Genomic DNA, 23,346 nt, shown 5'->3' with positions numbered 1-23,346 from the left:
AGGGGACTTTCAGTCCCCGAGAAACCTATGCACTTTCAGTGCATAGTGGTTTAGTCACCTTTGATAAAGTTCCGCCAGGGGGCCAGGATGCCGAGTCTCCCGGTGGAACAGGACAGCGGATCGGGGGAATGTGATGGGATTTGCTCAACAGGTCAGGGATGCGGGTTTCGATCTCGGTGATCGTGATCTGTCGACCGAAAGCTGGCTGGTGGTTCTTGACCAGCGGCAGTGTATCGCCACTTCCAACGAGGAATGTTTCGCTTTGATCGGCAAGCGGCCGGAAGAGATTATCGGCCGGCGGCTCGGTCAGGTGGTCAGGCTCGGTTTTCTCCATTCCTTTATCGTCCAGGGAGTCAGTTTTACCGGACAACCGATCTGGATCGACGGCGTCAAGCATTTCTGCGACTACGCTCCGCTCGGCCGCGATCCGCACGCTTCGGGGGGATTGTTCACCCTGATGCGCGCCGAGCAGCTCGACGTCCCCTGTCTGGAAGTGCCTGACCTGCTCTGCTCCATGGACGCCGGGTCCGACCTGGCCCGGGAGAGCCTGATCCTGGTCAACACCGAGGGTATCATCACCATGATCAACCAGCCGTTTGCCGATGTGCTGGGGATCTGTGCCGGTGAGATGCTCGGCAAGAACGTCCGCAGCGCCTATCCCAATTCAAACCCGTCGCGGCTGCCGGTGGTGATGGATACCGGCCAGGCGGAAGAGGCCGAACCGCATCTGCTCAATGGCCGTCATGCCGTGGTCAGTCGTTATCCGCTCTTCAGGGAGGGCAAGATGGTCGGCGCCTGGGGCAAGGTGCTGTTCAGTGATGTGCGTGAAATCTCACGTCTGGCGGAAAAGTTTCAGGCCTACATCAAGCTTCCTGAAAAGCCGAAGAAGGGTCGCCGTGGTCGCGGGCAGGAGTTCAAGTACGACTGCAACAGCATCATCGGCCACAGCAAGGCGATGAAGGATCTCAAGGAGAAGCTGCTGCGCATCGCCCAGCGTCCTTCCAATGTCCTGCTGATGGGGGAAAGCGGGACCGGCAAGGAACTCTGTGCCCACGCCATCCACGCCGCCAGCAAGCGTCGCTACGCTCCCTTCGTGCGGGTCAACTGCGCCGCCATCCCGGATCACCTGCTGGAATCGGAACTGTTCGGCTATGCCGAGGGGGCTTTTACCGGGGCGCGCAAGGGTGGTCAGGTCGGCAAATTCGAGCAGGCCGATGGCGGTACCATCTTTCTCGATGAGATCAGTGACATGCCGCTGGTGATGCAGGCCAAGCTGCTGCGGGTGCTGCAGGAAAGGGAAGTGACCCCGCTCGGCAGCACCGCCACCCGGAGTATCGATATGCGGGTTGTCGCGGCAACCAATGTCAACCTGGAAGAGAAGGTGCGGGACGGCAGTTTTCGTACCGATCTTTACTACCGGCTCAATGTCATCGCCCTGGAAATCCCCCCGCTCAGGGAACGGCGTGACGATATCTATTTCATCACCAAACATCTGATCGACGGTTTCAACGCCGAGTTTGAGATGGCGGTTCAGGGGCTCGACGAAGAAGCCTGGCAACTGCTGCGCAATTATGATTTCCCGGGGAATATCCGTGAGTTGCGCAATGCCATCGAAAGCGCGTTCAATATGGTGGCCGGGTCCACGATTCGCGCGGCCGATCTGCCGCTGCATATCAGGCGGGCGACCGGCGGCCTTGTTCTGCCGTGCCTGGACGGGGACCGGCAGGAGGGCCTGCTGGCGAGTATCGGGCAGAAAACCCTGCAGGAAATCATGGATGAGATGGAACGTCAGTTGATCCAGGCATCCCTCGAACGGGTCGGCGGCAACAAGCTGAATGCGGCCAATGTCCTCGGCATCTCCCGTCCAGGACTTTACAAGAAACTGCACAAATACAATCTGCAGTAGTTTTTCGTCGGTTCCGGCGTGCTTCGGAAGTCTGTGACGGCTTGTAAAGAAGCCATAACACTGTTAACAAAAACGACATCGCTATTTTCCGTGGCGGGTCCACGGAGTCAGCTGTATCTTTGGAATAAATCATTTAAATACAAAGAGTTAAACAATTTATTAAAATTATAATCCGGAGCAAACATTGTTTGGTATCCGGTTTGCAGATGGGTCTGATCAAGAATTGCGAGCGGCGTCCGAGTGGAAGATTGCCGTGACGCCGGTCGTTATCCTGTTCGAGGAGGAATCTGCATGACTGAAACGCCCCCTCTGCTCAATGTCAGCGACATTTCGCTGTCTTTCGGCGGGGTTCACGCCCTGACCGATGTCAGCTGCAGTGTCAATCGGGGAGAAATCTTCTCTATCATCGGCCCCAATGGCGCCGGCAAGACCTCGATGCTGAATTGTATCTCCGGTCGCTACCAGCCGAACAAGGGTTCGATCCGCTTCAGGGAAAAGGAGCTGATCGGTCTGCGGCCCAACGATCGCTGTACGCTGGGCATCGGTCGTACCTTCCAGAATCTCGCCCTCTTCGCCCACATGACCGTGTTGGACAACATCATGGTCGGACGTCATCACCTGCTGAAAAACAATTTTCTCACCGGTTCCGTCTACTGGTTGTTCGGGGCCCGCAAAGAGGAGTTGCGCCACCGTGCCGAGGTCGAGGACATCATCGATTTTCTTGAAATCGCCCACATTCGCAAATCGATTGCCGGCACCCTTTCCTACGGGCTGCGCAAGCGGGTCGAGCTGGCCCGCGCCGTCGCTCTGCGTCCCGATCTGATTCTGCTCGACGAGCCGATGGCCGGGATGAACCTGGAGGAAAAGGAAGACATGGCGCGCTACATCATCGACCTCAATGAAGAGTGGGGAATGACGGTGGTGATGATCGAGCATGACATGGGGGTGGTGATGGATATTTCCCACCGGGTGATGGTGCTCGATTTCGGTAAGAAGATCGCCGCCGGTCTGCCCGATGAGGTGCTTGCCAATCCGCAGGTGAAGAAGGCCTACCTCGGTGAGGATGATGACGAGCCGGCGGTGGATGATGCGGCCCGGACCGGGGAGGTGGCCTGATGAAAGCCGAATACGCCGATATCAAGGTCTACGACACTTTTCCCAAGCTGCTGGCCTACAACGCCGCCAACTGGCCGGACGAGATCGCCATGCGGGAAAAGGAGTTCGGTATCTGGAACGCCTACAGCTGGGACGACTACAATTCACTGGTCAGGCGTTTCGCCCTCGGCATGCACAAGCTGGGCATCGGACATGGCGATTCGGTCGGTATCATCGGCGACAATCGGCCGGAATGGGTTGCCGGGGAGATCGCTTCGCATGCTCTGCGGGCAATGATCTTCGGCATCTACCAGGATTCGATGAACGAAGAGTGCGCCTACCTGATCAACTATGCCGGGGCGAAGATTATCATCGCCGAGGATGAAGAGCAGGTCGACAAGGTGCTGGAGATCACCGAGCAATGCCCCTGCGTCAAGCACATCATCTATTGCGACCCGCGCGGCATGCGCAAGTACGACGACCCGCGGCTGCTCAGCCATACCGACCTGATGAAACTCGGCGAGGAACTTGACGCGCAGCAGCCGCAGCTCTACGAACAGCTGGTTGCTGCCGGCCGGCCGGAGGATGTCGCCATCCTCTGCCCGACTTCGGGGACCACCTCCAATCCCAAGCTGGCCATGCTGCAGTGCGGGCCGATGCTCGAACACTGCCTCGACTACCTGCATAACGACCCGAAATTCTCGACCGACAACTATGTTTCGGTGCTGCCGCTACCGTGGATCATGGAGCAGGTCTACGCCGTCGCCCAGGCGTTGATCAGTCGCCAGATTGTCAATTTCGTCGAAGAGCCGGAGACGATGATGGCCGACCTGCGGGAAATCGGCCCCAACTTCGTGCTGCTGGCACCGCGGGTCTGGGAGACGGTCGCCGCCGATGTCAAGGCGAAGATGATGGATGCTACCCGCTTCAAGCAGAAGATGTTCAACTACGGCATGAAGCTTGCCGAAAAGGCGGCCGCCGAGGGGAGGGGACAGTCGAAACTGGCCTACTGGCTGCTGTTCCGGGCGCTCAAGGACCGCCTCGGCTTCTCCAACCTGCGCTCCGCGGCCACCGGCGGCGCGGCACTGGGACCGGATACCTTCAAATTCTTCCTCGCCATGGGGGTGCCGTTGCGGCAGCTCTACGGTCAGACTGAAATGGGTGGTGCCTATACCATCCACCGGGCGGACGATGTCGATTTCGACAGCGTCGGCATTCCTTTCGACACTTCCGATGTGCGTATCGACAACCCCGATGCCAACGGTGTCGGCGAAGTGGTCTCGAAAACCCGCGGTATGTTCCTCGGTTACTACAAGAATGACGAGGCCACGGCGGAAACCCTTGAGGACGGCTGGATGCATACCGGTGACGCCGGCTACTTCAAGAAGGAGAACGGTCACCTGGTGGTTATCGACCGAATCTCCGACCTGGCGGAGACTTCGACCGGATCACGCTTTTCGCCGCAGTTCATCGAGAACAAGCTGAAGTTCTCTCCCTTCATCGCCGAGGCGGTGATCCAGGGCGACGGTCGGCCCTATCTGGCGGCGATCATCTGCATCCGCTACGAGATTGTCGCCAAATGGGCCGAGCAGCGCGGGATCGCCTTCACCAACTACATCAATCTCTCCGCCCAGCCGCAAGTCTACGACATGGTGCAGAAAGAGATCGAACAGGTCAACGCGACTCTGCCCGAGGCGCAGCGAATTCGCAAGTTCCTGCTGCTCTACAAGCAGCTCGACGCCGATGACGGCGAACTGACCCGGACCCGCAAGGTGCGTCGCGGTGTGATCAAGGAGAAATACGCCGAGATCATCGACACCATCTATTCAGATCAGGAGATCGTTCACATCGACACCGTCATCACCTTTCAGGACGGCAACAGGTCCCGGGTGCGGACCGATGTCCGGGTGGTCGACCTGCTCCCGGATGCGTCGGGTAAGGGTGACGGCGGCAAGATGCGGACGGCGGTGTAAGTTTTTAACGCTGAGGCGCAAGAGAGGCAGAGGCGGAGAGGGACTGCTTGATTTTGAAAAAGTCAAAAGTGTAACCGGCTTTTCTCTACGAGCTCTCCCTCTCTGCGACTCTGCGTTAAGAAAGGTTTAAGGGCGTAAGGATGTCAAAGGAGACAGCATGAATTTTGAACTGCTTACCCAGCTGATCGTCAACGGCCTGATTGTCGGCACCCTTTACGGGGTGGTGGCGATGTGTTTTGTGCTGATCTACAAGTCGACCCAGGTGGTCAACTTCGCCCAGGGCGAGTTCCTGCTGATCGGCGCCTGGACCTGCTGGGCGCTGCTGGTCAAGTTCCATCTTCCCTTCTGGCTCGGTTTTCCGATCACCCTCGCCTTCATGGTGATCTTCGGCATTGTGCTGCAGATGGTGGTTTTAAGACCGTTGATCGGCGAGCCGATCATCTCGGTGATCATGGTCACCATCGGCCTGTCGATGTTCTTCCAGTCGCTGATGGGCTGGATTTTCGGCGTCTACGCCAAGCCCTTCCCGCGGGTTTTCGAGACCGAGTCGATCAACCTGCTCGGTTTGCAGATTCAGACCGCCTACATCATGAGCCTGGTCATTTCGGTGGTGATCATGATCGGCTTCTACTATTTCTTCAAGTATTCCCGGCTCGGCCTGGCGATGCGCGCCACCGCCTTCGATCAGCAGGTGGCCCAGAGCCTCGGCATCTCGGTGAAGAAGGTATTCGCCGCCGCCTGGGCGATTTCGGCACTGGTTTCGGCCATGGCGGGAGTGGTGGTCGGCATGGTTAACGGCGTCTCTTCGGCGCTCTCCTTCTTCGGCATCAAGGTTTTTCCGGTGGTTATTCTCGGCGGGCTCGACTCGATCGTCGGTGCGATCGTCGGCGGCCTGATTATCGGTGTGCTGGAAAACCTGGCGGAATTCGTCGACAGCCAGTGGCTGCATCTCGGCAACATGTACACCATCGCCCCCTTCTACGCCCTGGTGGTGATCCTGATGATCAAGCCCTACGGCCTGTTCGGCACCAAGGATATCGAGAGGATCTGATTCATGTCTTCATCTGCCCACGCACGTATGAATTGTGGAGAGTTCCGCTCCACCTATATTCAGGATACGACCATCTTTCCGACGCCGCTGGCGCGTCGCACGGCGATCGCGGCGGTCATTTTTCTGCTGCTGGCACCGACTTTTCTGAATTCCTATTTCCTCAATCTCGGCATCCAGATCGGTTATTACGGCATCGCCGCTCTGGGGCTCAATATTGTCGTCGGTTTCACCGGTCAGATTTCCCTCGGTCACGCCGCCTTCTTTGGTTTCGGCGCCTTCGCCTCGGCCTGGTTGAACAACGCCACCGGGTTGCCGGTCTTCTTCTGCATCCCGCTGGCCGGAGCGATGACCATGGCGGTCGGCCTGATCGTCGGCATCCCGGCCGGTCGCATCAAGGGACTCTACCTGGCGATCGCGACCCTGGCCTCGCAGTACATTCTGGAGGATTTCTTCTCCCGCGCCGACTGGTTCACCGGCGGCGCCTACGGGGCGATGGCGAACCCGTTCACGATTTTCGGTTTCGAGTTCAACAATGACCAGCGTTACTGGTACGTGGTGCTGTTCTATGTCGTGCTGATGTTCCTGTTCGGTACCAACCTGCTGCGCACCCGTGACGGCCGGGCCTTTATTGCCGTGCGCGATCATTACCTTTCCGCCGAGATCATGGGCATCAACCTGACCAAGTACCGCATCCTCTCCTTCGGCATCTCCTCCTTTTACGCCGGGGTCGGCGGCGCCCTGTTCGGTCATTATCTCGGTTTCGTTTCGGCCGAGGGGTTCACCCTGCTGCTGTCGATCCAGTTCCTCGGCATGATCATCATCGGCGGCATGGGCTCGGTGCAGGGCACCCTGATGGGAACCGCCTTCATGGTGCTGCTGCCGGAACTGATGGAAGGCGGCGTCGGACTGTTCGGCCACGGTTCGTCGGGACTGATGCAGGCGCTGGCCTACATCAAGGAGATGTCGATCGGCCTGGCGATCATTCTTTTTCTGATTTTCGAACCGGACGGCCTGGCTCATCGCTGGAAAATGATCAAGGCCTACTGGAAGCTCTATCCCTTCTCATATTGAATCGGGAGCCTGTGCACGACCGTTCCACCTAACCGTCCCGCATTGCGGGCCAGCTGTTCACTTCAAGGGAGGAAGACAATGCGCAAATCGATCATTCTGGGCAGTTTACTGGTTGCTTCACTGGCGTTCGCCGGCAGCACCCTGGCCGCCGACACCATTCCGGTCGGCCATCTCGCGGCCTACACCGGGCCGACGTCGGGGGTCGGCATCCCCTTCGGCAACGGGATTGACGACGCCCTCGCCTATATCAACAAGCATGGCGGCATCAACGGCAAGCAGATCAAGTACAAAACTGTCGATTATTCCTACAACGCGCCGCGCGCGGTGGCGACTTACAAGAAGTGGATGTCATCGCTGAAGCCGGTCGCCATCCAGGGCTGGGGCACCGCTGACACCGAGGCGCTGGTCAAGTTCATCGCCAAGGACAAGGTCACCTACATTTCCGCCTCCTACTCCGGTCACCTGACCGACCCGACCGGCAAGGGTCCGAAGAGCAAATCGGCCGCCCCCTACAACTTCTTTTACGGCCCCTCCTACTCCGACGCCTGCCGCGGTCTGGTGCAGTGGGCGGCCGATGACTGGAAGGCGAAAGGCAAATCGGGCAAGCCGAAGTTCATCCACATGGGCGACAATCATCCCTATCCGAACGCCCCCAAGGCCGCCTGCGCTGCCTACGCCAAAGAACTCGGTTTTGAGGTCGAGCCCTCCATCGTTTATTCTCTGAAGCCGGCCGACGCCAAGGCCCAGTGCCTGTCGCTGAAGGACTCCGGGGCCGATTACGCCTATCTCGCCAACACCTCCAGTTCCAACATCTCGCTGCTCAAGTCCTGCAGCACCGTCGGTGTCAAGACCCAGTTCCTGACCAATATCTGGGGCTGGGACGAGAACTCCATCAAGGCTACCGGTGCCGCCGGCGACGGCATCGCCTGGGTGGTCGGCGCCGCGACCTGGGAAGACGACGCGCCTGGCATGAAGACCCTCCGCGAAGTCTCCAAGATGTCCGACCCGAGCGGCAAGAAACCGCGCATGCTGCACTACATCCGCGGCGTCTGCGGCACCTTCCTGATGAAGGAAGCGATGCTCAAGGCCGATGCCATGGGTGCCATCACCGGCGAGAACATCAAGAAGGGCTTCGAATCGATGAAGAACTTCGTACCGGCCGGTCTTGAAGGGGTCTGCTCCCCCTCGACCTGGACCGCCGAGGATCATCGCGGCATGAACCTGGTCAATGTCTACACCAGCAAGTACAACGGTGGCGATTTCAAGATGACCAAGCTGGCGACCGTTGAGGTGCCGCGCCGGCCGGAATGGCTGGGCTGGTAGGAAACGGCTCTTTTACGCAATCTCTGCGTCAGCCTGTGCGTCTGCTTGTGCGGCGTAGCGCTGCTACGCCTCCGCGCAGATGCTCGGCTTCCTTGACCTTGCGCAAAATTGCTCGTTTCTGAAACCGTTCTACTAGAGGTTATGTTCGGCGGGGGCTTTGCCCCCGCCGGGCAGAATTTGGAAGTGAGGGGTCAGAAGGTTCTCCCTGCTGACTCCTGACTCCTGCATTCTGTCTTGCCAAGGAGAACCCCATGTCCGAAGCAGCTGCTGTCAAAAGCGACGAAAAACCGGTTGAGAAGGAGATCGTTCTCTCGGTCAACAATATCGAGGTGGTCTACGACGAGGTTATCCTGGTGCTGCGCGGCATCAGTCTCGACGTGCCGAAAGGTGAGCTGGTGACCCTGCTCGGGCCGAACGGCGCCGGCAAGTCGACCACTCTGAAGGCGATTTCCGGGTTGCTGAAGACCGAGGACGGCGAAGTGACCCGCGGCACGATCGAGTTCAAGGGCGAGAGCATTGCCAACAGCTCCCCCGACGAGATCGTCCGCAAGGGGATCTTCCAGGTCATGGAAGGGCGGCGCATCATCGAGGACATGACCGTCATCGAGAACCTGCGCCTTGGTGCCTACACCCGGCGCGACAAGGGGGTCAAAGACGACATTGAAAAGGTTTTTCATTACTTCCCGCGGCTCAAGGAGCGGACCGGCATGGCCGGCTATCTCTCCGGCGGCGAGCAGCAGATGCTGGCCATCGGCCGGGCGATCATGGCGCGGCCGGAAATGATCCTGCTCGACGAACCTTCCATGGGCCTGTCGCCGCTGCTGGTCAAGGAGGTGTTCGGCATCATCCGCAATATCAACAAAGAGCAGGGCATCACCATGCTGCTGGTCGAGCAGAACGCCAACATGGCCCTGCACAGCGCCAATTACGGCTATGTCATGGAATCGGGCAAGATCGTTCTCGACGGTACCGGCGAAGAGCTGCTCAACAATGAGGATATGAAGGAGTTCTACCTCGCCGGCGGCGAGTCGGAGCGCAAGTCGTTCAAGAATCTGAAGTCGTATAAACGAAGAAAACGGTGGATGTAAAAGCCGGATTGCCGCCAGGACGCCAAGGGCGCCAAGAGGGGCAAAGGCTTCTTAACGCAGAGACGGAGAGGAGCAGAGGTGGGAGAAAAAACAAATCATTTTAAGGGTTTTGTAAATAGAGTTTGCTTTTCTCAGCGTCTCTTCATCTCGGTGCCTCTGCGTTAAAATAGATTTTTCTGGCGTCTTGAGCGAGCAGAGCGAGCGGGCGGCCTGAAGAATTTTTTCAATGGAGACCCTCATGTCCGACTACTACGACAACCTCGAAACCCGCACCCCCGAACAGCGCGAAGCCGACCTGTTCGCCTGCCTGGCCGATCAGATCGACCACGCCAAAAGCAGTGCCCCGGCCTTCGCCGAGACGCTGCGGGGCGTCGACGGCCAGCAGGTGACCGACCGCGCGGCGCTGGCGAAGCTGCCGTTGCTGCGCAAGACGGAGCTGATCGAGCGTCAGCAGGGACAGCCGGTCTTCGGCGGGCTGACCGGGGTTAAGCCGCCGGAGTTGTGCCAGATCTTCGCTTCCCCGGGGCCGATCTTCGAGCCCGGCTCGACCCGTCCCGATTTCTGGCGCTTTGCCCGCGCCCTGTATGCCGCCGGGTTCCGTTCCGGCGACATCATTCACAACTGTTTCTCCTACCACTTCACTCCGGCCGGGATGATGTTCGAATCCGGCGCCCGGGCGCTCGGCTGTGCTACGGTGCCGGCCGGGGTCGGCCAGACCGAGCTGCAGGTGCAGGTGATGGGCCACATCCGGCCGCGCGGCTATGTTGGTACGCCGTCCTTTCTGAAGCTGATTCTCGACAAGGCTGCAGATCTCGGCAGCGACCTGTCGTGCCTGGAGACGGCGCTGGTTTCCGGTGAGTACCTGCCGCCGAGCCTGCGTGAGGGGATGGCGCAGCGCGGCATCAGCGTCCGCCAGTGCTACGCCACCGCCGATCTCGGCCTGATCGCCTACGAGTCTGAGGCGCTGGAAGGGATGATCGTCGACGAGGGAATTGTTCTCGAGATCGTCCGCCCCGGCAGCGGTGACCCGGTACCGGCAGGGGAGGTCGGCGAGGTGGTGGTGACCAGCCTCAATCCCGATTATCCGCTGATCCGTTTCGCCACCGGCGATCTTTCCGCCATCCTGCCGGGAGCCAGCCCCTGCGGCCGCACCAATCTGCGCATCAAGGGCTGGCTGGGGCGGGCCGACCAGACCACCAAGGTGCGTGGCATGTTCGTGCATCCGCAGCAGGTCGACGCCATCCTCAAGCGCCACCCGGAACTCGGCCGCGGGCGGCTGGTGGTGACCCGACAGGACGACCAGGACCACATGCTGCTACGGGCTGAATCCGCCGTTGCCGCGGATGGATTGGCGTCCGCCCTGCGCGACTCGATCCGCGAGCTGACCAAGCTGCGCGGCGAGGTCGAATTCGTCGCCCCCGGCAGCCTGCCCAACGACGGCAAGGTGATTGACGATCAGCGGGAGATTGAATAGGAATGTTTGTGAACAGGACACCAAGAAAACCTTTTCAACGGAGAGCCGCGGAGCGGGAGCGAACGCAAAGTTCAGCCAATTCTGGCTTGAGTTTTATAAACCCCAACAGGTTTCTCTCCGATCTCTGCTCCTCTCCGTCTCTGCAGTAAAGCAGGTTTTGACCTTCTTGGAGTCCTTGGCGTCTTGGCGGCCCAATGCTTTTCTTTTCTGCCAAAGGAGATCCCATGTCCATCCAGACCGAAACCGCCATTGAACCTTTCGATGAGGGCATCCAGTTGCTCAAGCGGCTCAGCAAAGAGGAACTGATCGCCATCATTATCGACGACGCCAAGAACTGGCTGGCCCATGACGGGCTCTGGTTCCAGGCGATCGAGAAAACCCACGGCATGGAGGTGGCGATCGAGGCCGACCGGGCCGCCTGGGAGAAGTTCACCGTCATCGAGGCCAAACGGATCATGGCGCGGCTCGGGATCGAGCCGGGCGGCGGCATCCCGGCGCTGCTTGAATGCCTCAAACATCGTCTCTACGCGCGGCTCAACCTGCAGCAGGCGATCGAGGTCAGTGACAGCCGCGCGGTGTTCCGCATGGTCGACTGCCGGGTGCAGTCGGCGCGCAAGCGCCGGGGGCTGGATGACTTCCCCTGCAAGTCGGTGGGAATCGTCGAGTACAGCGAGTTCGCCCGCACCATCGATCCGCGGATCCAGACCCGCTGCCTCTCCTGTCCGCCCGATGCCCACCCGGAAGAGTTCTGGTGCGCCTGGGAGTTCTCTCTTGAAGACTGAGCTCGCGGCGGCCTGATGCTTTCTGATTGTCTCACCGGGATCCGGGTTCTCGACCTCAGCCAGTACCTGCCCGGTCCTTTCGCCACCCAGTTGCTCGGAGATCTCGGCGCCGAGGTGCTGAAGGTCGAGCCGCCGGCCGGTGACCCGATGCGGTCTTTTATCCTGGCCGACGGTGACGGGGTTTCTCCCTTCTACAAGCAGGTCAATGCCGGTAAGGCGGTGGCCGAGCTTGATCTCAAGACGCCGGTGGGGCGGGAGTCCCTGGCCGAACTGGTGCGGGTGGCCGACGTGCTGCTGGAATCCTACCGGCCGGGCGTGCTGGAGCGCCTCGGCTTCGGGCGTGAGCGCCTTGAGCAGCTCAACTCCTCCCTGGTCCATTGCGCCCTTTCAGGCTTCGGTCAGAGCGGCCCCTGTCGCGAGCGCGCCGGGCACGACCTGACCTATCTCGCCATGAGCGGCATGCTCAGCCTGACCGGCACCGCGCAGACGCCAGTCATTCCCTTTCCGCCGATCTGTGATTACGCCGCCGGCAAGCAGGCGGCCACCACCATTCTCGCCGCTCTGCTGCGTCGCGGTCGGACCGGTCGTGGGGCGTTCATCGATGTCAGCCTGTTCGAGATGGCTCTCTCCTGGCAGTCCTTCGGTCTGACCGCCGCCGGCCGTCCCGGCGAGACCTTCGGACGCGGTCGGGATCTGCTGACCGGCGGGGCGGCCTGCTACCAGATCTACCGTACTGCGGATGACAGGTTTGTCGCCCTGGGGGCGATCGAGGAAAAGTTCTGGCGTCGTTTCTGCGAGACGGTCGAGCGACCGGACTGGATTGGGCGTCAGCGGCAGCCGTTGCCGCAGACCGAGCTGATCGGCGAGGTCGCCGCCCTGTTCGCCGGCGAGACGCTGGCGCATTGGCGGTCGCTGTTCGTCAAGGTCGATTGCTGCTTCGAGCCGGTTCTGGAACAGCACGAGGTCCCCGACCATCCCCATGTCCGGCAGCGGGGCCTGGTGCAGATCTATCCGCGGGAGCGGCGCACCGAGGCCCTCTTTCCCGCCTGGGTCGACGGCCGGCCACCGCAACCGCGCCAGCCCTTAAGCAAGGTGACGGCGGCCGAGGCGCTGGCGATGTGGAAGGAATGAGGGGGGGTGCGGAAGAGATTGTTTACCGGCGGTTGCCGAGAATGCGCAGCAACATCAAAAACAGGTTGATGAAGTCGAGATAGAGCCGCAACGCGCCGATGATGGCGGCCTTTTTGCGCCCCTCTTCGTTGGCGAAACCGGCCTCGCCGATCTGCTTGATCTTCTGGGTGTCGTAGGCGGTGAGGCCGACGAAGACGAAGACGCCGATGTAGCTGACCAGCCAGTAGATCATCGTGCTCTGCAGGAAGATGTTGACCACCGAGGCGATGAGAACTCCGATCAGCCCCATGAAGAAGAAACTCCCCCAGCCGGTCAGGTCGCGGCGAGTGGTGTAGCCATAGATGCTCATGGCGGCGAAGGTGCCGGAGGCGATGAAGAAGGTGCTGGCGATGGAACTGCTGGTGTAGACCAGAAAAATCGAGGCGAAGGTCACCCCGCTGAGGGCCGAGTAGAACAGGAACATCAGGGTGGCCGTTGTTGAACTGATCCGGTTGATGGCGGCGGAGAGGGCGATGACCAGGCCCAGTTCACCGAAGATCAGGGTATAAAAAACCATTCTGTTGCCGAAAATCAGCTTCAGCAGTTCCTGGCTGGACAGGGTCACCATGGCCGCCAGGGCGGTCAGGGCCAGACCGGCGGTCATCCAGGCGTAGACCGAGGGCAGAAAGCTGGTGGTGGAGCTGACGGCCGGGGTTGCGGTGATGGTGGTCGGTTTCTGATTCAGCATTGTTCATTCTCCATGGGCTACGGGTAAACTCCACAATTACCATAGCCCATTTGGCTCCGGGCAACAACTCTGCTAAGCTGGGATTCGTCGAATTTTCGACCCGGAGAATGGACCGATGATTGAACTGCCGCAATTGAGTGATGCGCGACTGACCCTGCGGGATCGCGTCGCCGAATTGACTTTCACCCGCGACGATGTCCGCAATGCCCTGACCGGCACCGACCTGGTGACGGATATCGTGACCACCCTTGACTGGGCCAACCGTACCCCCGAGGTTTCGGTCCTGATTCTGACCGGTGCCGGGTCGGCCTTCTCCGCCGGCGGCAACATCAAGCAGATGCGCGACCGCGAGGGGATCTTTTCCGGCTCGGCCCTGCAGATCCAGGATCAATACCGGCGTGGTATTCAGCAGCTGCCGCTGGCGATGCAGAAAGCGGAGATTCCCCTCATCGCCGCGGTCAACGGGCCGGCCATCGGGGCCGGTATGGATCTCGCCTGCATGTGCGACCTGCGTATCGGCACGCCGAAATCCCTGCTCGGCGAGACCTTTCTCAATCTCGGCATCGTCCCCGGCGACGGCGGCGCCTGGTTCCTGCCGCGGATCGTCGGTGCCCAGCGGGCCGCCGAGCTGATTTTCAGCGGCCGGCTGATCAAGGCGGAGGAGGCCCGGGAACTGGGGCTGCTGCTTGAGCTGGTCGATGAGCAGGAACTGCTGCCGCGAGCCAGGGAGGTGGCGGCCCGCATAGCCGCCCAGCCGCCGCAGGCGCTGCGGCTGAGCAAGCGGCTGCTGAAACTCGGCCAGACGATGGCTCTGCCGGAATTTCTCGATCTCTGCGCGACGTTCCAGGCCATGGCTCATCAGACCGATGATCACATCGAGGCGGTCAATGCCTTTCTGGAAAAGCGTCCGCCTGAGTTCGGCGGGCATTGAGGCGGGTTGTCCATGATTTTCGACGAATTTTTCCGGACCCGCCCGGGAATGAACTTGATATCCACGCCAGTTATCGTTTTCGCGAGGGGCTCATGGGCCAGGTATTCCTGAACGGACAGTTTGTCGACAGCGACAGAGCGAAAATCTCGGTTTTTGACCAGGGATTTCTCTACGGCGACGGCATCTACGAGAGTTTCCGTTCCATCGGGGCGCATCTCTACCAGTTCCCCCTCTATTACCAGCGGCTCAAGCAGTCCGCGGAAGCCCTGGGTTATGAGCTCCCCTACAGCCGCCCGCAGCTTGAAGAGATTCTGCTTGAACTGCGCCGACGCAACCGGCTGACCGACGCCTACTACCGGATCACCATCACCCGCGGGCCGGGGCAGGTCGGTTTCCAGCGGGCATTGACGGGGGATCTGACCTGCCTGATCATCGCCCGTGAGTTCAAGGGGTTCGACGAAGCGCATTACCGGGACGGGATTGTCCTGCGGGTCGCCGAAACCCGTCGCAACGCTCCGGAGGCGATCAATCCGAAGATCAAGTCGATCAGCAATCTCAACAGCCTGCTCGGCAAGCTGGAGGCCCGGGCCGCCGGCGCTTTTGAAGTGGTCATGCTCAACAACCGGGAGCAGATCTGCGAAGGTGCGGCGTCGAACATTTTCTGGACCCGGGACCGCTGGGTTTTTACCCCCTCGGTCGCGACCGGGCTGCTCGCCGGAGTGACCCGCTCGACCATCATCCGGCTGTGCGAGGAAGAGCTTGACCTGCGGGTGATCCGCGGCGAATACCGGCTGCAGGACCTGAAATTTTCCGACGAGGTCTTCATCACCTCCACCTCGCTGGAGGTGATGCCGGTGGTCAAGGTCGATGACTTCATGATCAACCAGGGTCGGGTCGGTCCCATCGCCCGGCGCCTGCGGGAAGTGCTTCATCTGGATATGGACAAGACGGCGGTATCATCCTGAACCGGAATCCTGAACCCTGGCCGTGCTTCACGGTCTCAGGAACATTGCACAAGGAGGCAAACGATGTCTGAGCAACAAGGCGCTATCGGTGAGAAAATCAGGAAACTGCGAACCAGGCAGGGGATGTCGATGGCCGATGTCGCCGCGAAAACCGATCTTCCGGAAACCACCCTGAACGCGATTGAAGAGGGTTCTGTCACACCTCCCCTGGGGCATATCGTCAGCCTGGCCAATGTCCTCAAGGTCTCCGTCGGGGATCTGTTCGGTGACAGTGGCGATTCCCCCTTCTGCATTGTCCGTAGTGACGACCGTAAAATGGTGACCCGTTTCGATTCCAGCGGCGGGTCCAGTGCCGGATACAGTTACCAGTCCCTCGGCTACAAGAAACAGAACCGTCACATGGAACCGTTTCTGGTAACCCTCACCCCCGACGAGAGCTTCAAGCCGGAACCGAACCGGCATGTTGGCGAGGAGATTCTGTTCGTTCTCGAAGGACAGGTCGAGGTCAACCTCTCCGGCCACACCGATATTCTCAATCCCGGCGATTCGATCTACTATGATTCCACCTTGCCGCATGTCGTTTCCTGCCATGGCGACCGGCCGGCGACCCTGTTCGCGGTGATCTATGCGCGCGAGGAGATGCTGATTTTCTAGCATGGCGGCCAATATAAAACTGAAATTCCAGGTCATCGACCGGGTCGGGGCGATGGCGCAGATCGCGGTTGTCCTGGCCGACAAGGACCTGAACATTCTCGCCATGGAAGTCGAGAAGCGTGACGGCGCGACTTTCGTCTATCTTGATCTCGAAACCGGTCCGCAATCGCCTCTCCAGGAGGCGATTCTCTCCTCCCTTGAGGCCATTCCCAATATTCTCAGTGTCGTTTCGATCCGTACCATGCCGCAGGAACGACGGGAAAAACGTTTCAAGGTGGTCCTCGACAGTGTCAGCGACGGTATCCTGTCGATCAACGAGGAAGGAGAGCTGACCACCATCAACCGGGTGGCCCGCGGCATGCTCGGGCTCACCGACCGGGAGCTGGTCGGCCGCAACTTGCGGGATCTCGATTTTCCCGACACCAGTCTGCTCTCCTGTCTTGACGGCCGGACCTATCACAACGTCAAGCGCAGCATTTCCCACGGCAATCGCCGCGCCCGGTTTTTGGCCAGCAGCCAGGTGATTCGCGACTCGAAAGGACGCATCGTCGGAGCGGTCGAAGTCCTGCGGGATATCAAGGGTCTGCACGAGGTCGCCAGCGCGGTGGCCGGTGAACCGCAGGTGACCTTTGATGACATGGTCGGCCAGAGTCCAGCGTTGCGGCAGGCGATCGCCTTCGCCGAGAAGGTCGCGCCGACTGACGGCATCGTCTCGATTCGCGGTGAGAGCGGCACCGGCAAGGAGCTGTTTGCCAGCGCCATTCATGTGGCCAGCGGCTGCCGTGGTCCGTTTGTCCCGGTCAACTGCGCCGCCCTGCCGGAGAACCTGCTGGAGAGTGAACTGTTCGGTTATGTCGGCGGAGCTTTCTCGGGGGCAAAAAAGGAGGGTCGCGCGGGACTGTTCGAGACGGCGAAAAGTGGTACCATCTTTCTCGATGAGATCGCCGAAATGCCGGCGGCCCTGCAGGCGAAAATGCTGAGGGTGATCCAGGACGGCAAGCTGCGACGCATCGGCAGCAACGAGGAGATTACCGTCAACGCCCGGGTGGTCACCGCCACCAACCGTGACCTCGAACAGCTGGTCAGGCAAGGCCGTTTTCGTGAAGACCTCTACTACCGGGTCAACCTTTTTCCACTGCATATCCCGCCTCTGCGCGAACGTCTTGAGGACATCCCGCTGCTCGCCGGGCATTTTCTCTTCCAGGTCAATGCTCGTCTCGGTCTGCGTGCCCGGCAGTTGACCGCGGGGGCGCTGGCCAAGCTCAGGAGTCATCACTGGCCGGGCAACGTGCGCGAATTGCGTAACGTCATCGAACGGGCGGCGATACTCAGCGGTCGCGAGGAGATCGATGCCGAGAGTATTCGTTTCAGTTTTGAGATCAGCCGACCGGATGGTGTCGCGGCAGCAGCCGGCGGCACATCTCTGGCCGGGCAGGTCGAACAACTGGAACGACGGGTGATCGCCGAGGCGTTGCAACTGGCACCGAGCAAACGCCAGGCGGCGAAAATGCTGGGGCTGTCACATACCGGGCTGCTGAAAAAGCTGAAAAAGTACGGGATGGGATGACGCCCGACAAGGCGGCAGGATGCCATGGAGGAGACATAGAGCCATAGGGATTATGGAATCCTCGGGCATTCTCCCGCGATTCCCATGCTTTTCTGGAATTAAAAGTTTCCAGCGGAAGCGATCGGTTCCAATCTCTCTTCAGCCCCTGCTTTCAGCCGTTTGACTCTCTCCGTCTCAAATTTTGGAATCCCCGGTTTCCACAGGGCCGATCAAGATGTGTGGTTCCGTCCTCCCCCGGCAGCCTTCAAGCCCGGTTCAATGGGTTTTTCCTCCAGATATATCTACGTGAATTCAATTGGTTGCATTCATTCAGGAGGAAAATAGAACAAAATTATAAAATTGCGGGAGATTCATCCGGTTCTGGCAGGCCGCTTGCTCTTGACAGGGATTGGCCGCCCCGGTGTCGGCCATATTCCACCACCAAGGATCAGAGCCATGGGTCAATCCAGTCCGCAATCGCCAATCAGTCGCATTGCCCGCGACATCTCTCCGCCGTCCCATATCTCCCCGGCCGCTGTCGGGGAAGGGCCTGCCGACCGCCAGGCCGCTGCCGCCGTTCCGGCAGAACTTGAAATCCGTGTCCACGGTCGCGGCGGGCAGGGGGGTGTGACCTGCGCCAAGTTGATCGCCGCTCTGTTCGCCGGACAGAATCGTTATGTCCAGACTTTCGGTGATTATGCCTCCGAGCGTTCCGGTGCCCCGGTGCGGGCCTACACCCGGGTCAGTGCGAAACCGGTGCGCAACCGCAACAAGGTCTACCGACCGGACCAACTGCTGATTCTCGATGACGGGCTGGTCAATGCTGAGCTGCTCGACGGCCTGGACCCGGGCGGATTGGTGCTGCTCAACAGTGGTTGCGGACTGACGGGGCTTGACCCCCTCTTTGCCGAGTACCGGGTGGCAGTCGTCGATGCCACGGCGATTGCTCGCAGGCACAAGATCGGCACCCGCTCGGTGGTCATCGTCAATACCACCATGATCGGCGCCTATGCCCGTTTCATCGGGCTGAAAATGGTTGACGTGGAGCAGGCCTACCGGGACCTCGGGCTCGAGGCTGACCTGGACGCGGCGCAGGAAGCCTTCCGCACGGTTGAAATCCGCGAAACCTTTTGCCGGAAGGAGCATGCCGAGCCGGTTGTCATGCGGCAGAGCGGTCGCGTCACGCCGCTGACCGAACAGTTTGTCGATCTGCCGATGCCGCTCAAGACCGGTTCCTGGCGGACCCAGAAAGTCATTTACGAGGAACGCCCGGCGCCCTGCAATGTCGGTTGCCCGGCCGGCAACGACGTGGTCGGCTTCATCCAGGCGCTGAAAAACGACGGGGTTGAAGCTGCCGCCCGCATCCTGCAGCAGACCCAGCCGCTGCCGTCGGTCTGCGGCCGGGTCTGTCCCGCTCCCTGTATGAGCCGTTGCAACCGTGATGGTTATGACGGCGCGGTCAATATCCGTGGTCTCGAACGTTGGATCGGTGATCACCAGCAGGATCTGCTGCTGCAGCCGAAACAGCAGGGGCAGAGAAAATCCTTCGCCGTGGTCGGCAGCGGTCCGGCGGGTTTGAGCGCGGCTTACACTCTCGCTCTCGAAGGTCACTGGGTGACCATCTACGAACGCGACCGAGAACTGGGCGGACTGCTGCGCAGCGGTATCCCCGGCTACCGGTTGCCGCCGGAGGATCTCGATCGGGATATCGTTCGCATTCTTTTGCTCGGTGTTGAGGTGCAACCGGGCTACACGTTGGATACCTTCGCTCTTGAACGCCTGCTGGAAAATCATGACGGTCTGCTGCTGGCGACCGGGTTGGACTGCCGGCGATCCGCCGCCTGTCCCGGTGAGGATCTTGAAGGTGTCGAGCAGGGGCTCGATTACCTGCGGCGGGCGAAGCAGGGAGGGAATGTCCGCCTCGAAGGTCATGTGCTGGTGATCGGTGGCGGCAACTCGGCCATTGATGCCGCCCGTACCGCGCTGCGCAACGGTGCCCGGCGGGTCTCTCTTGTTTACCGTCGCGGGCGGGAAGAGATGCCGGCCATCGCCGGTGAAGTCGAGGAGGCACTGGAAGAAGGTGTCGAACTGCAGCTTTTCTGCCAGCCGCGCGCCTATCTCGGCGATGGCCGGGTCGAAGCTGTTGAATTGGCCGAGGTTGATCTCGGTCCGGTCGAGGCCGATGGCCGTTGCCGTCCGATCGTCAGCGACCGCAGCAGTCGTATCCGTTGTGACCATGTGCTGCTCTGCCTCGGGCAATCGGCGGATTTGAAACTGGTGCCCGACCATTGGCAGATTCGTGACGGCCGCTTTGAGCGGGCCGGTGATCCGCTGCCGGTCTATGCCTGCGGAGACCTCTCGACCGGCGCCGGTACCGTGACCCATGCCATCGGTGACGGCCGGCGCACGGCGCTGCGCATGTTGGCCGGAGGGCCGGCGGCAGCCCTGTCGGAAATCGATCCGCCCTCGTCTCCCGCCGTTTCCGCCGAAGAGATCCGTTTCGACTATTTTGCTTCGCGCCCGCCGACGGCTGACCGTCATCTGGCCGTCGAACGACGGCTTCAGGAGTGTCGCGAGGTCAACCAGGGTCTGCCTGATGCCTCCGAAGCTGAACGCTGTCTTTCCTGCGGTCACTGCACCGGTTGCGATACCTGCCTGATTTATTGCCCGGAAGGGATTATCTGCCGGGATGGTGCCCGGTATGCCATCGACGAGGAACAGTGCAAGGGGTGCGGTATCTGTGCCGCCGAATGTCCGCGGCATGCCCTGCGTGCCGCCGCCCTGGACGGGAAGGGGGAGTCATGCGCAGCGAACTGATCAGCGCCAACCATGCCGCCGCCCATGCCGCGACCCTGGCGGCGCGCGCCAATCGAAAAGGCCGCGGTTTCTGCAGCGGTGTCTACCCGATTACTCCGTCGACTGAATGTATGGAACTGCTCTGTGCTCAGGAGATCGAAAAGGGGCAGGTGGTGCGGGTCGAAGGGGAGCACAGTGCCATGGCGGTCTGTATCGGCAGTGTCGCCGGCGGGGCCCGTTCCTTCACCGCCACCTCCTCCAACGGCCTCGCCTACATGGCCGAGAATGTCGTGGCCGCCGCTCTGTTGCGGCTGCCGATGGTGATGATGGTGGCCAACCGTACCCTGGGGCCGCCCTGGAATATCTGGGCCGATCATGGCGACAGCCTGCTGCTGCGCGATTCCGGCTGGCTGCAGTTCTACTGTGCTGACAACCAGGAAGTCCTCGACACCATTCTCTTTGCCTATCGTCTTGGCGAAGATGCGCGAGTGATGCTGCCGGTGATGGTCTGCCAGGACGGTTTCGTCCTTTCCCATACCATGGCGCAGACGCTGATTCCCGCCCAGGAGCAGGTCGACCGCTTTCTCCCCCCCCTGTCCGTGTCGCATCGTCTTGCCGACCAGCCGCACGCCCTCGGCTCGGTGATCCTGCCGCAGCAGACCGAGGTTCTGCGTCGCCGGCATCACCAGGCGATGGGCGAGGCCCTGAACATCTATCCCGAACTGCAGCGGGAGTTCGCCGAAATCTTCGGGCGCGAGCTGCCAGGGCCGCTGGTCGGGTATCGCGATGAGGATGCCGAGCTGCTGATCCTGTCGATGGGCACCCTTGCCGGCACCGTTGAACGGAGTGTTGACCGCCTGCGGGAGCGGGGCGTGAAGGTCGGCTCCCTGCGCATCCGCCTGCTGCGTCCGTTTCCGGCGCGGCTGCTGCGGGAAAAGCTGGCGCGTGCCCGCCGGGTGGCGGTTCTCGACCGGGATATCAGCCCCGGATTCGGCGGCGTACTCTGGGGGGAATGCCGGACCTGCGCCGGTGCCGAAACCCTGGTACAGAACTATATGCTCGGCCTCGGTGGCGGCGATGTCCGTCCCGAACATATCGAGCAGCTGGTCGACGACCTGCGCGGCCGGGAGTCGGCCGGCGAACCGATGATCATGGAGGTTGGGGTATGAACGAACCGGCGCTGAACGGTATGGCACAAACCGAACATGACCGGAAAAAGCCGCTGCTGCGTCCCGGTAACACCAACTGCGGCGGTTGCGGCATGTCGATCGCGCTGCAGATGCTCAGTCGTGCCATTGCCGGACAACCGGTGCAGCTGGTGGTCCCGGCCTGCTGCGGCGCGGTCGCGGTCGGCAATTATCCTTTTTCGTCCTTCGGCGCTCCGGTGGTGATGTCGACCTTCGCCTGCAGCGCGGCAGTCGCCGGCGGGCTGGCGCGGGTCGCCGCCCTCAACGGCGAAGAGACCCGGGTGATCTGCTGGGCCGGAGACGGCGGTACCTACGATATCGGCATGGGCGCGCTCTCGGCCGCCGCCGAGCGCAACGAGGATATCCTCTACATCTGTTACGACAATGAAATCTACGGCAACACCGGCGGTCAGCGCTCCTCGGCCACTCCGCTGGGGGCGGCGACCACCAGTACCCCGACCGGCAAGCCGGAGGTGAAGAAAGAGATCCTGGCGATCATGGCGGCGCACCGCATTCCTTACGCGGCGAGCGTTTCCCTGGCTCACCCCGAGGATACCCTGTGCAAGCTGCGGCTGGCGCTTGAGATGCGCGGCTTCCGTTTCCTGCACATCCTTTCCCCCTGTCCCACCGGTTGGAAATCGGAACCTTCTCACGGGATCCAGCTGATCCGCCTGGCGGTTCGTTCCGGGCTTTTCCCGGTTCTGGAGATCCGGGACGGGCGGCAGATGACGATCAATGTCGAGCCTGACTTCTCCGACCTGGCACTGGCGGAATACCTGGCGATGCAGGGTCGTTTCCGCAAATCGGGCGTGACCGCGATGGTGTTACGGGATGCCATCCGACGGCATTGGGAAACCCTGCGCTCCGCCCCGACAGGGGACTGAGACTGCTCTCCGGAGAAATCGCACTCCCTCATCCTCTGCCTCCGGTGCTTGTTCAGAGCCCGGGGGCTTTTCTTGTTTGACACAATCCCCTGTCCCCTTTGCCCCGCCCTGCAGATGTGCTAACCTGCGGCTCGTTCCAATCGTCTCCAACCCTGTAAGGCGTTGATGTTAAAGGAGGATTAACCCATGTATGCCGCCAATAAACTTGGTGACCGGCTCCGCCGCTTGCGTGAAACGCGGGAGCTGTCCATCGAACAGCTGGCCGAACAGAGCCAGTGTCATGTCGACCTTCTCAACCGCATCGAGGCGGGAGAGCTGGTTCCGTCCCTGACGCCGTTGATGACGATCGCCCGGGCCCTCGGAGTCCGGCTCGGCACCCTGCTCGACGATGAGCCGCACGATGGTCCGGCACTGGTGAAGAACGGGGAGTCGGCCAACGTCATCCGCTTCTCGGGCAAGGACCCGTCGGCACGACAGAGCGCGCTCGACTTCTACGCTCTCGGGGCGGGTAAAAAAGACCGCCACATGGAACCGTTTGTGATTGATGTCCAGCCGCGCGAGGGTGCTGCCGCTCCCCTCTCGTCCCACGAGGGGGAGGAGTTTCTTTATGTCCTCGACGGCTGTATCGAGATCAGCTACGGCCAGACCCGTTATAAGCTGGAAGCCGGGGAGAGCATCTATTACGATTCCATCGTTCCCCATGACGTCCACGCCCTGTCGGGACCGGCCCGGATTCTGGCCGTCGTCTACGCGCCCTTCTGA

Annotated in this window: 19 protein-coding genes; 18 read left to right on the top strand and 1 reads right to left on the bottom strand. The window is 60.9% G+C overall.

Going from position 1 to position 23,346, the window contains the following annotated elements:
* Nucleotides 1-133 precede the first annotated feature (133 nt).
* From C2E25_RS13465 to C2E25_RS13420, 10 genes are all read left to right on the top strand, one after another.
* Nucleotides 134-1,906: a sigma-54 interaction domain-containing protein gene (locus C2E25_RS13465; RefSeq protein ID WP_103116250.1), complete on the top strand. Its 1,773-nt coding sequence runs from the start codon at nt 134-136 to the stop codon at nt 1,904-1,906.
* A 291-nt stretch (nt 1,907-2,197) separates the two neighbouring features.
* Nucleotides 2,198-3,022, top strand: a complete 825-nt coding sequence (locus C2E25_RS13460) for an ABC transporter ATP-binding protein (RefSeq protein ID WP_103116249.1) — start codon at nt 2,198-2,200, stop codon at nt 3,020-3,022.
* Entirely contained in the window at nt 3,022-4,974 is a 1,953-nt protein-coding gene (locus C2E25_RS13455; protein WP_103116248.1) for a long-chain fatty acid--CoA ligase, read from the top strand. Before C2E25_RS13460 ends, C2E25_RS13455 begins: the two co-directional genes overlap by 1 nt.
* Nucleotides 4,975-5,131: 157 nt before the next feature.
* Nucleotides 5,132-6,025: a branched-chain amino acid ABC transporter permease gene (locus C2E25_RS13450; protein WP_103116247.1), complete on the top strand. Its 894-nt coding sequence runs from the start codon at nt 5,132-5,134 to the stop codon at nt 6,023-6,025.
* Nucleotides 6,026-6,028: 3 nt separating this feature from the next.
* Entirely contained in the window at nt 6,029-7,096 is a 1,068-nt protein-coding gene (locus C2E25_RS13445) for a branched-chain amino acid ABC transporter permease (RefSeq protein WP_103116246.1), read from the top strand.
* Between the two features lie 78 nt (nt 7,097-7,174).
* The gene (locus tag C2E25_RS13440) at nt 7,175-8,419 is read left to right on the top strand and encodes an ABC transporter substrate-binding protein (protein ID WP_103116245.1); all 1,245 of its coding nucleotides are present in this window, start codon (nt 7,175-7,177) and stop codon (nt 8,417-8,419) included.
* 251 nt (nt 8,420-8,670) lie between these two features.
* Nucleotides 8,671-9,507 carry an ABC transporter ATP-binding protein gene (locus C2E25_RS13435; RefSeq protein ID WP_103116244.1) on the top strand — a complete coding sequence of 279 codons (837 nt, stop codon included), beginning with the start codon at nt 8,671-8,673 and terminating at the stop codon, nt 9,505-9,507.
* 238 nt (nt 9,508-9,745) lie between these two features.
* Nucleotides 9,746-10,981 carry a phenylacetate--CoA ligase family protein gene (locus C2E25_RS13430; protein WP_103116243.1) on the top strand — a complete coding sequence of 412 codons (1,236 nt, stop codon included), beginning with the start codon at nt 9,746-9,748 and terminating at the stop codon, nt 10,979-10,981.
* A 224-nt stretch (nt 10,982-11,205) separates the two neighbouring features.
* Entirely contained in the window at nt 11,206-11,763 is a 558-nt protein-coding gene (locus C2E25_RS13425; RefSeq protein ID WP_103116242.1) for a DUF6125 family protein, read from the top strand.
* A gap of 15 nt (nt 11,764-11,778) precedes the next feature.
* Nucleotides 11,779-12,894 (top strand): CaiB/BaiF CoA transferase family protein, encoded by a 1,116-nt coding sequence (locus C2E25_RS13420; RefSeq protein WP_103116241.1) that lies wholly within the window; start codon nt 11,779-11,781, stop codon nt 12,892-12,894.
* 22 nt (nt 12,895-12,916) lie between these two features.
* Here C2E25_RS13420 and C2E25_RS13415 read toward each other — a convergent pair whose 3' ends face one another.
* On the bottom strand, nt 12,917-13,621 hold the full coding sequence (locus C2E25_RS13415) for a Bax inhibitor-1/YccA family protein (RefSeq protein WP_103116240.1): 705 nt from the start codon (nt 13,619-13,621) through the stop codon (nt 12,917-12,919).
* Nucleotides 13,622-13,736: 115 nt separating this feature from the next.
* Between C2E25_RS13415 and C2E25_RS13410 the strand changes: the two genes are divergently transcribed.
* The 8 genes from C2E25_RS13410 (at nt 13,737) to C2E25_RS13375 (ending at nt 23,346) form a co-directional block, all read left to right on the top strand.
* Nucleotides 13,737-14,552, top strand: a complete 816-nt coding sequence (locus C2E25_RS13410; protein WP_103116239.1) for an enoyl-CoA hydratase-related protein — start codon at nt 13,737-13,739, stop codon at nt 14,550-14,552.
* A gap of 92 nt (nt 14,553-14,644) precedes the next feature.
* A complete protein-coding gene (locus C2E25_RS13405; protein ID WP_146032976.1) occupies nt 14,645-15,517 on the top strand; it encodes an aminotransferase class IV in 873 nt (290 codons plus the stop codon).
* 63 nt (nt 15,518-15,580) lie between these two features.
* Nucleotides 15,581-16,171 carry a helix-turn-helix domain-containing protein gene (locus C2E25_RS13400; protein ID WP_103116237.1) on the top strand — a complete coding sequence of 197 codons (591 nt, stop codon included), beginning with the start codon at nt 15,581-15,583 and terminating at the stop codon, nt 16,169-16,171.
* Nucleotide 16,172: 1 nt separating this feature from the next.
* Nucleotides 16,173-17,738: a sigma 54-interacting transcriptional regulator gene (locus tag C2E25_RS13395; RefSeq protein ID WP_199177435.1), complete on the top strand. Its 1,566-nt coding sequence runs from the start codon at nt 16,173-16,175 to the stop codon at nt 17,736-17,738.
* A gap of 435 nt (nt 17,739-18,173) precedes the next feature.
* Nucleotides 18,174-20,534: a 2-oxoacid:acceptor oxidoreductase family protein gene (locus C2E25_RS13390; RefSeq protein WP_103116236.1), complete on the top strand. Its 2,361-nt coding sequence runs from the start codon at nt 18,174-18,176 to the stop codon at nt 20,532-20,534.
* Nucleotides 20,519-21,682 carry a pyruvate ferredoxin oxidoreductase gene (gene porA / locus C2E25_RS13385; RefSeq protein ID WP_158247266.1) on the top strand — a complete coding sequence of 388 codons (1,164 nt, stop codon included), beginning with the start codon at nt 20,519-20,521 and terminating at the stop codon, nt 21,680-21,682. Before C2E25_RS13390 ends, porA begins: the two co-directional genes overlap by 16 nt.
* Nucleotides 21,679-22,584, top strand: coding sequence for a thiamine pyrophosphate-dependent enzyme (locus tag C2E25_RS13380; protein WP_158247265.1), 906 nt, complete (start codon nt 21,679-21,681; stop codon nt 22,582-22,584). Before porA ends, C2E25_RS13380 begins: the two co-directional genes overlap by 4 nt.
* Nucleotides 22,585-22,770: 186 nt before the next feature.
* Nucleotides 22,771-23,346, top strand: a complete 576-nt coding sequence (locus C2E25_RS13375; RefSeq protein WP_103116233.1) for a cupin domain-containing protein — start codon at nt 22,771-22,773, stop codon at nt 23,344-23,346.

Source organism: Geothermobacter hydrogeniphilus, from assembly GCF_002898515.1.
Classification (GTDB): Bacteria; Desulfobacterota; Desulfuromonadia; order Desulfuromonadales; family Geothermobacteraceae; genus Geothermobacter_A.
Note: the sequence above shows the minus strand (reverse complement) of the source record. Positions and strands in the feature narration are given on the sequence as shown.

Bases quoted from the DNA above. Each gene is read 5' to 3' on its own strand.
- C2E25_RS13465 (WP_103116250.1), top strand. From the start codon at position 134: ATGGGATTTGCTCAACAGGTCAGGGATGCGGGTTTCGATCTCGGTGAT.
- C2E25_RS13460 (WP_103116249.1), top strand. From the start codon at position 2,198: ATGACTGAAACGCCCCCTCTGCTCAATGTCAGCGACATTTCGCTGTCT.
- C2E25_RS13455 (WP_103116248.1), top strand. From the start codon at position 3,022: ATGAAAGCCGAATACGCCGATATCAAGGTCTACGACACTTTTCCCAAG.
- C2E25_RS13450 (WP_103116247.1), top strand. From the start codon at position 5,132: ATGAATTTTGAACTGCTTACCCAGCTGATCGTCAACGGCCTGATTGTC.
- C2E25_RS13445 (WP_103116246.1), top strand. From the start codon at position 6,029: ATGTCTTCATCTGCCCACGCACGTATGAATTGTGGAGAGTTCCGCTCC.
- C2E25_RS13440 (WP_103116245.1), top strand. From the start codon at position 7,175: ATGCGCAAATCGATCATTCTGGGCAGTTTACTGGTTGCTTCACTGGCG.
- C2E25_RS13435 (WP_103116244.1), top strand. From the start codon at position 8,671: ATGTCCGAAGCAGCTGCTGTCAAAAGCGACGAAAAACCGGTTGAGAAG.
- C2E25_RS13430 (WP_103116243.1), top strand. From the start codon at position 9,746: ATGTCCGACTACTACGACAACCTCGAAACCCGCACCCCCGAACAGCGC.
- C2E25_RS13425 (WP_103116242.1), top strand. From the start codon at position 11,206: ATGTCCATCCAGACCGAAACCGCCATTGAACCTTTCGATGAGGGCATC.
- C2E25_RS13420 (WP_103116241.1), top strand. From the start codon at position 11,779: ATGCTTTCTGATTGTCTCACCGGGATCCGGGTTCTCGACCTCAGCCAG.
- C2E25_RS13415 (WP_103116240.1), bottom strand. From the start codon at position 13,621: ATGCTGAATCAGAAACCGACCACCATCACCGCAACCCCGGCCGTCAGC.
- C2E25_RS13410 (WP_103116239.1), top strand. From the start codon at position 13,737: ATGATTGAACTGCCGCAATTGAGTGATGCGCGACTGACCCTGCGGGAT.
- C2E25_RS13405 (WP_146032976.1), top strand. From the start codon at position 14,645: ATGGGCCAGGTATTCCTGAACGGACAGTTTGTCGACAGCGACAGAGCG.
- C2E25_RS13400 (WP_103116237.1), top strand. From the start codon at position 15,581: ATGTCTGAGCAACAAGGCGCTATCGGTGAGAAAATCAGGAAACTGCGA.
- C2E25_RS13395 (WP_199177435.1), top strand. From the start codon at position 16,173: ATGGCGGCCAATATAAAACTGAAATTCCAGGTCATCGACCGGGTCGGG.
- C2E25_RS13390 (WP_103116236.1), top strand. From the start codon at position 18,174: ATGGGTCAATCCAGTCCGCAATCGCCAATCAGTCGCATTGCCCGCGAC.
- porA (WP_158247266.1), top strand. From the start codon at position 20,519: ATGCGCAGCGAACTGATCAGCGCCAACCATGCCGCCGCCCATGCCGCG.
- C2E25_RS13380 (WP_158247265.1), top strand. From the start codon at position 21,679: ATGAACGAACCGGCGCTGAACGGTATGGCACAAACCGAACATGACCGG.
- C2E25_RS13375 (WP_103116233.1), top strand. From the start codon at position 22,771: ATGTATGCCGCCAATAAACTTGGTGACCGGCTCCGCCGCTTGCGTGAA.